This is a genomic window from Lacisediminimonas sp. (assembly GCF_030645335.1).
Lineage (GTDB): Bacteria > Pseudomonadota > Gammaproteobacteria > Burkholderiales > Burkholderiaceae_D > Lacisediminimonas.
On the sequence record NZ_JAUSNH010000130.1, the window covers coordinates 1 to 9,982 of the forward strand.

9 protein-coding genes are annotated in these 9,982 nt (G+C 62.5%); 6 read left to right on the top strand and 3 right to left on the bottom strand.

Annotated features, from left to right (window positions below; genetic code table 11):
• The first annotated feature begins 180 nt into the window (after nucleotides 1–180).
• The 3 genes from Q7T64_RS09425 to Q7T64_RS09435 all read left to right on the top strand — a co-directional run bounded on the left by Q7T64_RS09425 (nucleotide 181) and on the right by Q7T64_RS09435 (nucleotide 3,239).
• A complete protein-coding gene (locus tag Q7T64_RS09425; RefSeq protein WP_304794854.1) occupies nucleotides 181–537 on the top strand; it encodes a hypothetical protein in 357 nt (118 codons plus the stop codon).
• Nucleotides 538–1,110: 573 nt separating this feature from the next.
• A complete protein-coding gene (gene ompR, locus Q7T64_RS09430) occupies nucleotides 1,111–1,860 on the top strand; it encodes a two-component system response regulator OmpR (protein WP_304794856.1) in 750 nt (249 codons plus the stop codon).
• Nucleotides 1,861–1,883: 23 nt separating this feature from the next.
• Nucleotides 1,884–3,239: a sensor histidine kinase gene (locus tag Q7T64_RS09435; RefSeq protein ID WP_304794859.1), complete on the top strand. Its 1,356-nt coding sequence runs from the start codon at nucleotides 1,884–1,886 to the stop codon at nucleotides 3,237–3,239.
• 86 nt (nucleotides 3,240–3,325) lie between these two features.
• On the opposite strand, the gene Q7T64_RS09440 is transcribed toward Q7T64_RS09435, so the two are convergent.
• On the bottom strand, nucleotides 3,326–3,616 hold the full coding sequence (locus Q7T64_RS09440; protein ID WP_304794862.1) for a ferritin-like domain-containing protein: 291 nt from the start codon (nucleotides 3,614–3,616) through the stop codon (nucleotides 3,326–3,328).
• Nucleotides 3,617–3,800: 184 nt separating this feature from the next.
• Here Q7T64_RS09440 and Q7T64_RS09445 point away from each other — a divergent pair, with 184 nt between their 5' ends.
• Nucleotides 3,801–4,256: a host attachment protein gene (locus Q7T64_RS09445; protein ID WP_304794864.1), complete on the top strand. Its 456-nt coding sequence runs from the start codon at nucleotides 3,801–3,803 to the stop codon at nucleotides 4,254–4,256.
• Between the two features lie 51 nt (nucleotides 4,257–4,307).
• Here Q7T64_RS09445 and ispF read toward each other — a convergent pair whose 3' ends face one another.
• Together ispF and ispD are read right to left on the bottom strand one after the other, a co-directional pair.
• Nucleotides 4,308–4,805: a 2-C-methyl-D-erythritol 2,4-cyclodiphosphate synthase gene (gene ispF, locus Q7T64_RS09450; protein ID WP_304794866.1), complete on the bottom strand. Its 498-nt coding sequence runs from the start codon at nucleotides 4,803–4,805 to the stop codon at nucleotides 4,308–4,310.
• Nucleotides 4,802–5,506, bottom strand: coding sequence for a 2-C-methyl-D-erythritol 4-phosphate cytidylyltransferase (gene ispD, locus Q7T64_RS09455; RefSeq protein WP_304794868.1), 705 nt, complete (start codon nucleotides 5,504–5,506; stop codon nucleotides 4,802–4,804). Before ispD ends, ispF begins: the two co-directional genes overlap by 4 nt.
• Nucleotides 5,507–5,707: 201 nt before the next feature.
• Here ispD and mfd point away from each other — a divergent pair, with 201 nt between their 5' ends.
• Together mfd and serB are read left to right on the top strand one after the other, a co-directional pair.
• Nucleotides 5,708–9,154 carry a transcription-repair coupling factor gene (gene mfd / locus Q7T64_RS09460; RefSeq protein ID WP_304794870.1) on the top strand — a complete coding sequence of 1,149 codons (3,447 nt, stop codon included), beginning with the start codon at nucleotides 5,708–5,710 and terminating at the stop codon, nucleotides 9,152–9,154.
• An 82-nt stretch (nucleotides 9,155–9,236) separates the two neighbouring features.
• Nucleotides 9,237–9,982 (top strand): phosphoserine phosphatase SerB (gene serB, locus Q7T64_RS09465; protein ID WP_304794873.1); only part of this gene is annotated, 746 nt, incomplete at its 3' end.

Genomic DNA, 9,982 nt, shown 5'->3' on the forward strand with positions numbered 1-9,982 from the left:
GTTCTGGCGCGAATCGTTCCGGGCAGTTGGCAAGCGCGCGCGCAGGATCAACATCCGTGCCGCACGGCATTGCGCTGGAATGGGTTGAGGTCCGGATGTGGAGGACGCAATCCGGCGGCTGCGGTAAAGTCAAGCGTTGCCCGCAACTTTTGATTGCCGGCGTTATTTTTCCCGCCCGATATGAAACCTGGACTGAGCAAGGTCTTGCTGATTGCCGCATCCGCTGGCGCGGCACTGTTCGCCACGTCAGCGTTGGCGATCAGCGAAGAGGATTTGCGCGTGCTGGACCAACAGTGCGAACAGGCACGCAGCGCCGCCCTGGCGCCGATCAGGGAAAAGCTGGCTCGGGAATGCGAACAATCGCGGCCAAACTCGCCCGACCCACGCAAGGAATGCGAGACCGAGCTCAGCACCTATGGCAATAGCCGCAGCGGAGCAAGGGGCAGTGTCGTACGGGGAATGTTTTATGACCTGCCCGAATGCAGGCAAGCGCAGGCGGCGTGGGAAGAATGGGACAAGAGCCGGCCCTGGCGCTAGGCCGTGCGCCCCATTGCGAGCTTTGAGTCAGGGCGGATAGTGAGAAAGACGACTGACAGACGGCAACAGCAATTGCGCCGGATGCCCCTGGGGATTAACGGCGTGGGGCGTACATGTCCTGGCCTGCTTCATTGATCTGTCGGCGCAGGTTGCGCCGATCTTCCGGTGACATGCGATTTGCCTGGCGGCGCGCGTTTTCCTGCGCATCGCTATACTGGGGCAATTGATTCTGCCGGTTACCGCCAGCGGCGTTGGGGTTGCCGGGTGCTACGCCGGGAGCCAACCGTTCCGTGTTGCGCCGCGATTCGCGCCCTTGCTCGGCGCCTACGGCCTGGCTCGCGCCAGCGCCTGACAACGCAGCCAGCAGGGCGAGCACAGCGACAACTTGGAAGGAAGGCTTGGCCATCGTCTACTTTCGTGATCCGTTTGTGATTCCGCTTTTCATCAAAACCAGTGTAGGTCGGGCAAAGCTCCGGCAGAACGAGAATGGGGTAAAGTGTGTAAGCCTTTGTAATCCAAGGCGAATCGGATTGTACATCGCAGTTTCACTGTTGTTAACATACGCGCATGAACATGACAAATGAATCCAATCAAGTGAATGCTGGCAGCAAAGCCCGCATTCTCGTCGTCGACGACGACATCCGCCTGCGCGACCTGTTGCGGCGCTACCTGACGGAACAGGGGTTCAACGTCGTCACCGCCGAGAGCGCGCAGGCGATGAACAAGCTGGGGCTGCGCGAGCGCTACGAATTGCTGGTGCTGGACCTGATGCTTCCCGGCGAAGACGGTCTGTCGATCTGCCGGCGGCTGCGCGGCGCCGGCGACGAAACCCCGATCATCATGCTCACCGCCAAGGGCGAGGACGTAGATCGCATCATCGGGCTTGAAATGGGCGCGGACGACTATCTGCCAAAGCCGTTCAATCCACGCGAACTGGTGGCCCGCATCAATGCGGTGCTGCGCCGCAAGGGTCCGGATGAAGCACCGGGCGCCCCCTCCGAAACACCGCAGTCGTTCAGCTTTGGCGAATTCGTGCTCGACCTGGGCACGCGCACGCTGAAAAAGAATGGCCAGGGCGTGCCGCTGACGACCGGCGAATTCTCGGTCCTCAAGGTATTTGCACGACATGCGCGGCAACCCCTGTCGCGCGAAAAATTGATGGAGCTGGCGCGCGGACGCGAATATGAAGTGTTCGATCGCAGCCTGGACGTGCAAATTTCACGGCTGCGCAAGCTGATCGAACCCGACCCGTCCAGCCCGCTCTACATCCAGACCGTGTGGGGCCTGGGTTATGTGTTCATTCCAGACGGCCAGCCGCGTTGAGGGTTAACGTTGAGCACTGAGTCTTGAGCCTTACCCTGCCCCGTGCCGCAAGCCGCTTCGCCTGGTTGCGCAGCGGCTTGCTTTGGCGCACGTTTTTCCTGCTCGCTTTTCTGATCACGGCCAGCATGGCGACCTGGGTCGCCAGTTTCCGTATGGTCGAGCGCACGCCACGCGCCAACCAGATTGCAGCGCAAGTGGTCTCGATCGTCACGCTGACCCGTGCCGCCCTGACCCATTCAGCACCCGACCTGCGGCGTGAACTGCTGTTCGACCTGGCCAGCAACGAGGGGATACGGATCTATGCCCGGGAAGCAACGGACGTCATCCGTCCGCCGGCGGACAATGGCCTGATGACGGTGATCGAGCACGATGTGCGCGCCAGGCTTGGCGCCAGCACCGTGTTTGCCGGCTCGGTGAACAACCTGCCCGGCTTCTGGGTCAGCTTCAGGATAGACGAAGACGAATACTGGCTGGCGCTGGAACGAGAACGGGTGGATCGGGCGTCCGGCGGGCAATGGCTGGGCTGGGTGGCGGTGACGATGCTGCTGTCCCTGCTGGGTGCGGTATTCATTTCACGCCTGATCAACGAGCCATTGGCGCGCCTGACTGCGGCTACCCGTTCCATGGCCAAGGGACAGCCGCCCGAACCGCTGCCGGAAGCCGGGCCGACCGAAATCCGCCAGGCCAACCTCAGCTTCAACCAGATGGTGGACGATTTGCAGCGGGTGGAAAGCGACCGGGCGGTGATCCTGGCCGGCATTTCCCACGACCTGCGCACGCCGATTTCGCGCATGATGCTCGAAGTGGAAATGGCGAAGCTGCCGGATGACGCCCGCCGCGGCATGCAGTCCGACCTGGCGCAAATGGACGCCATCATTGCGCAGTTCCTCGACTATGCCCGTCCGATCGACAGTGCAACCTTTTCGACGCTCGACCTGAGTGCGCTGCTGGCGGAATCCGTCCAGGCCGCCCAGCGCTCACCGGACCTGAAAGTCACCGCGCGCATCCAGCCCCGCGTCCAGGTGCGGGGCAACCCGACCGACCTGCGCCGGGTGATCAACAACCTGCTCGAAAACGCCCGGCGCTATGGACACAAGCCGGGCATCAAGTTCAGCGAAGTCGACGTGAATTGCCGGATTGAAGGACAGGAAGCGGTAGTCGAAATCCGCGACCGCGGACCAGGTGTGCCCGAAGCCGAGATCGACCACCTGCTGCGCCCGTTCACACGGATGAACAGCGCGCGCAGCCAGGCCAATGGCGCGGGGCTGGGGCTGGCAATTGTAGACAGGGTATTGCAGAACCATGGCGCAACGCTGCGGCTGCACAACCGCGAAGGCGGCGGCGGACTGGTGGTGCAGTTCAGGATGCGGGTGGCCTGAGCGGGGCTGCCGAAATCGTAACCGGCCAAGGGTTTCCGGACCCTGGCCTGGCCGCCTACCGCGACCACAGCGCGGACAGGTTCGCTTCAGTGATCCCCGGTAATCGGCCCCTGCTTGAAAAGATTGTCGCGCAATTCTTGATCCATTTTCGGATCCTGCCGGCGTATCCACTCCAGCACCATGGCGGCGTGTTCTTTTTCCTCGTCCCGGTTGTGTTCCAGGATTGCCTTCAGGTCCGGATCGGTGCAGGCGTCAGCCCTTTGGTTGTACCAGTCCACAGCTTCAAGCTCCTCCATCAGCGAGGTGATCGCCCGATGCATGTCCTTGGTTTTCTCGGATAATTTATCCAGCGCTTCGTGGTAACCCTCATTGGCCATTTTCGATTTCCTTTCCTTGGTGAATGAATCCGCCAGCGCACCACAATGGCCAGCCAGGCTAAATGATTATCCTACTCCGACTGCCCAACTCCGCTTTGCGCAGCCCTGATGTTTCATCAAACGATCCTGACCGAACAAACACGGCGTGCTCCTGTCGAATGGTCACGTTCAACGAGGAGAGACCATGCAAGCGCATACTTGGATACTGGTGGCTGATGGCGCAAGGGCGCGAATATTCGAAACCGATCCGCTGGATACACAACAATTGACTGAAATACAGGATTTCGTCAATCCGGCGGCAAAAGGACACGACGCCGCGCTGGAAATGGATCAGCTCGGGCGGTTTTCCAGCGGTGGCCATCACAGTCCTTCGAATACCGGCGAGTCGAAGGAATCGCCGGTGGAACATGCCACCCGGATGTTTTCCAACCAGGTCAGCGACTTCCTCGACCGGGCTTGCGCTGAGCACCGCTACAAGAAGCTGGTATTGGTAGCCTCACCAAAGTTCCTGGGGGCAATCCGGCAAAGCATCAACAAGCAGACCCGGCAACTGGTCGACAAGGAAATATCCAAGGACATTTCCTGGCTGAACGAACATGACATCACGGCCTATGTGAACCACGCCATGACCCTACACTAGCTCGCGCGGCCGGTGATTAGTCAGCAGGCCAGGTCTTGCAGGCCGCGAGGCTCAGCCTGGCGGACGGTACAACAAGGCCACCGCTTCGGCAGCGATGCCCTCCTCCCGCCCCAAAAAGCCGAGCCGTTCATTGGTCTTGGCTTTGATGTTGACCTGGCCTGGCGCGATGTCGAGGTCGCACGCAATGTGCTGCGTCATGGCCGGGATGTGCGGCGCCATTTTTGGCGCTTGCGCAATAATTGTCGCATCGACATTCCCCACCATATAGCCGCACTGCATCACCCTTTTCGCGGCTTCGCGCAGCAACACGCGCGAATCAGCGCCGGAAAATTGCGGGTCGGTATCAGGGAAGTGACGGCCGATATCGCCCAGCCCGGCAGCGCCCAGCAAGGCGTCGGTAATCGCATGCAGCAGCACGTCCGCATCGGAATGTCCGAGCAGGCCGCGGTCGTGCGCAATCGCAACCCCGCCGATGATCAGAGGGCGGCCGGCGACCAGGGCATGGCAATCATAGCCCTGGCCGATGCGGTAAGGAGGTGGATTGATCATTGCGGCATTCCCAGGAATAGTTCGGCCAGCGCGGCGTCTTCCGGCAGCGTGACCTTCATGTTGCACAAGCTGCCCTGGACCAGCAGCGGCTGCAGGCCGAGCGCTTCGATTGCGCTGGCTTCGTCGGTTACCGTCGCCGCGGATGCCAGCGCCTGATGCAGCGCCCGCTGCAACAGGCCACAGCGGAACATCTGCGGCGTTTGCGCCGCCCACAGGCCGGCGCGCGGCAGCGTTGCCTGCACCCGCTGCGCGGCATCGGCTTGCTTCATCGTATCGACCACGGGCAACGCCAGTAATCCGCCGACCGCATCGTCGCCGACTGCGTCGATCAGCCTGGCGACCAGGGCCGGCGTCAGGCCGGGGCGGGCGGCATCATGCACCAGGATCCAGTCATCGGCGGCGCAGCGGTGGCGTATTGCCTGTACACCGTTTTGCACCGACTCCTGGCGGCTGGCGCCGCCCACGCGCAACACGCCCACGCGCGAGCCTGGCCATGCCGCAGCATCGACCAATGCATCGATATAGCCGTCGCCGGCACTGACCACGACGAACACATGCGCGATGTCGGGCGTGCGTACCAGGGCGTCCACCGCATGGGCGAGCATGGGCTTGCCACGCAATGGCAGGTACTGTTTGGGGATGCCGGACTGCATGCGGATGCCGACGCCAGCTGCGGGGATCAGCGCGTAATGACGAGGCATGCGGGGGAAAACGAAGAGATCATTGATCGAAAGCCGGTAGCCCGGCTGGTAGCGCCCGGCTGCAGCAGGCCCGGGCGATGGAATGGAGTGTGTGGGCTATAATCACACCAAGTTTTTTCACTGTCAAATCTGCAAGTACAGCAACATCGCGCTGTCGCGTTTGTTTGACTGGCACCTGACATTATCCGATGTCACAACGCGATGTCTTTCGACCCCAGAAGATCACTCCCAAAAACCGGCCAGCGCTTCGCCCTGCCCGCCCTGCACGGCTCTGCTGATGCGTGGGTGCTGGCACAGGCCGCTGCCGAACTGAAGTCCCAGAAGCGGATGCTTGCCGTCGTGGTGGCCAACGCCACCGATGCGCAGCGCCTGCTGGTGGAAATGCCGTGGTTCGCGCCGCCGGGCGAGGAAGCCGTGCGCTGCCACCTGCTGCCGGACTGGGAAACGCTGCCCTACGATGCCTTCTCGCCGCACCAGGACCTGGTGTCGGAACGGCTGGCCACGCTGTACGAAGTCCAGAGCGGGCGCTGCGACGTGCTGATCGTGCCGGCCACCACCGCGCTGCTGCGCATGGCGCCACCGGCATTCCTGGCCGGCTATACCTTCTACTTCAAGCAGGGCGACACCCTCGATGAAGCCAAGCTCAGGCAACAACTGACCACGGCCGGCTACTCCCATGTCGGCCAGGTCATGTCGCCGGGCGAATATTCGGTGCGCGGCGGGTTGATCGACCTGTTCCCGATGGGATCGCCCCTGCCCTACCGGATCGACCTGTTCGGCGACACCATCGAGACCATCCGCACCTTCGATGCCGACTCCCAGCGTTCGCTCTATCCGGTCAAGGAAGTGCGGCTGCTGCCGGGACGCGAATTCCCGATGGATGAAGCGGCGCGCCAGTCGTTCCGCAGCCGCTGGCGCGAAGTGATCGAAGGCGATCCGTCGCGCTCGACGATCTACAAGGACATCGGCCAGGGAATTCCCACCGCCGGCATCGAGTACTACCTGCCCCTGTTCTTCGATGAAACGGCAACGCTATTCCATTACGTGCCGCAGGACACGACTTTCGCGCTGGTCGGCGATGTCGAGGCGTCGATCAAGCGCTTCTGGAGCGACACCCAGTCGCGCTACCGCTTCCTGAAGTCCGACCGCGAGCGGCCGCTGCTGGAACCGCACGCGCTGTTCCTGACCGACGAAGATTTCTTTACGCTGATGAAGGTGCACGGACGCTGGGTGCTGCAAAAAGACGATGCGCCGTCCGCCATTTCCGCCCCCTTGCCGAATATCGCCGTCAACCGGCGCGCCGACGATCCGCTGATCAACCTGCGCGCCTGGCTGCTCAAAGCCGGCAAGCGGGTGATGCTGTGCGCCGACTCCAACGGGCGGCGCGAAACGCTGCAGCAATACTTTAGCGAGTATGGCCTGGATTTTGCGCTGTGCGACGGCTTCCAGGACTTCGTCACCGGCACTGCAAAAGTCATGCTCGGCGTGGCGCCGCTGCACGACGGTTTTGCCTTGGCCGACGAATCCGGCGCCCTGGCCTTCGTCACCGAAACCGAGCTGTACGCCGGCACCGGACGCCGCGCCGGACGCCGTCGCCAGGAAGGCGCAACCCAGGTCGAAGCGATGGTGCGCGACCTGTCCGAACTCAAGATTGGCGACCCCGTCGTGCACGCCAACCACGGCATCGGCCGCTACATGGGCTTAGTCAGCATGGATCTCGGCGAAGGCCAGACCGAATTCCTGCACCTGGAATATGCCAAGGACGCCAAGCTGTATGTGCCGGTATCGCAACTGCATGTGATCTCGCGCTATTCCGGCGCGTCACCGGAAGACGCGCCATTGCACGCGCTTGGCTCTGGCCAGTGGGACAAGGCCAGGCGTCGTGCCGCGCAACAGATACGCGACACCGCCGCAGAACTGCTGAACCTGTACGCGCGCCGCGCCGCCCGCAAGGGACATTCGTTCGAGTATTCATCGCGCGACTACGAAGCCTTCGCAGAAAGCTTCGGCTTTGAAGAAACTCCCGACCAGTCGGCCGCAATCGACGCCGTGATCAAGGACATGACCAGCGGCCAGCCGATGGACCGCCTGATCTGCGGCGACGTCGGGTTTGGCAAGACCGAAGTGGCCCTGCGCGCAGCCTTCGTGGCCGTGATGGGCGGCAAGCAAGTGGCCATCCTGGCGCCGACCACGCTGCTGGCCGAGCAGCATGCGCAGACCTTCGCCGACCCCTTTGCCGACTGGCCGGTGCGCATCGCCGAATTGTCGCGATTCCGCACCGGCAAGGAAGTCACGCTGGCAATCAAGGGCATGGCCGAAGGCACGATCGATATCGTCATCGGTACCCACAAGCTGCTGTCGGCCGACGTCAAGTTCGCCCGCCTGGGCCTGGTCATCATCGACGAAGAACATCGCTTCGGCGTGCGGCAGAAAGAAGCGCTCAAGGCATTGCGCGCCGAAGTCGACGTGCTGACGCTGACGGCCACGCCGATTCCGCGCACGCTGGGCATGGCGCTGGAAGGCTTGCGCGATTTTTCGATCATTGCCACCGCGCCGCAAAAACGGCTGGCGATCAAGACCTTCGTGCGGGCGGAAAATGAATCCGTCATCCGCGAAGCCTGCCTACGCGAACTCAAGCGCGGCGGCCAGGTGTATTTCCTGCACAATGAAGTCGAGACCATCGAGAACCGGCGCGCCATGCTCAGCGAGCTGCTGCCCGAAGCGCGCATCACGATTGCGCACGGCCAGATGCACGAGCGCGAACTCGAAAAAGTGATGCGCGAATTCGTCAACCAGCGCTTCAACATCCTGTTGTGCACCACCATCATTGAAACCGGCATCGACGTGCCGACCGCCAACACCATCATCATGCATCGGGCCGACAAGTTCGGCCTGGCGCAACTGCACCAGTTGCGCGGCCGGGTCGGGCGTTCGCATCACCAGGCGTATGCCTACCTGCTGGTGAATGACGTGCAGACGCTGGGCAAGCAAGCGCAGCGGCGACTGGACGCGATCCAGCAAATGGAAGAACTGGGCAGCGGCTTTTACCTGGCAATGCACGACCTGGAAATTCGCGGCGCTGGCGAAGTGCTGGGCGAAAACCAGTCCGGCGAAATGACCGAGATCGGTTTCCAGCTGTATTCCGACATGCTCAACCATGCGGTGCATGCGCTGCGCAACGGCAAGGAACCGGACCTGGAATCGCCGCTGGCGAGCACCACGGAAATCAACCTGCATGTGCCGGCGCTTTTGCCAAGCGATTATTGCGGCGACGTGCACGAACGACTGTCGCTGTACAAGCGGCTGGCCAACTGCAAGCAGCAGGCCGCCATCGACGCGCTGCAGGAAGAACTGATCGACCGCTTCGGCAAATTGCCGGACCCGGCGCGCGCGCTGGTGGAAACCCACCGCCTGCGGGTGACGGCCGAGCCGGTGGGCATCATCAAGATCGACGCCCATGCGGAAGCCGCGGTGCTGCAGTTCCAGCCCAATCCGCCGATCGACGCCATGCGCATCATCGAACTGGTACAGAAAAACCGGCATATCCGGCTAAACGGGCAGGACAAGTTGCGCATCACCGCTAAAATGCCGGATCTGGCCAGTCGCGTGGCGCAGCTGCGCGCCACCATCCGCGCGCTGGGCGCTTAGCGGGCAGCAGACCAGCGCCGCCGCACGAACCACCAATCCACAACCTGGCAACGATCCGACCCGAACCGACACACGCATGATCATGAACCTCGTACTGCAAAGTCCCGCACCCGCCCCGGCCGCGATGGAACGCCTGGCGGCGATGGCCGGCGCCAGGCGCCGCATCATGCTGGGCGCAGCGGCAATGCGCTGCGAAGACGTCGATTGCAGTGCGGCGCAGAAAGCCGAACTGTATGCCGCCGCGCTGGAGGCGCAGATCGATGCCACGCTGGTGCCTGCCGGCCGGCGGCTGAACGATTTCGGCCTGGTCGCCATGGACATGGATTCCACGCTGATCACGATCGAATGCATCGACGAGATTGCCGACATGCAGGGGCTAAAGCCACAAGTCGCGGCGATCACCGAAGCGGCGATGCGCGGCGAAATCGAATTCCGTGAAAGCCTGGCACGACGCGTCGCGCTGTTGAAGGGCCTGGATGCGAGCGCGCTGGAGCAGGTTTATCGTGAGCGGCTGCAACTGTCGCCCGGTGCGCAAGCGATGCTCGATGCCGTGCGCCAGGCCGGGCTCAAGACGCTGCTCGTCTCAGGCGGCTTCACCTACTTCACCGACCGCATGAAAACCCGGCTGGCGCTGGATTTCACGCATTCCAACGTGCTTGATATTGCGGATGGCAAACTGACCGGCCGCCTGGCTGGCGACATCGTCGATGCTGATGAGAAAAAAGCGACGGTATTGCGCACCTGCGCGACAATCGGCATCCGGCCCGAGCAGGCGATTGTCATGGGCGACGGCGCCAATGACCTGCCGATGATGGGCATTGCCGGACT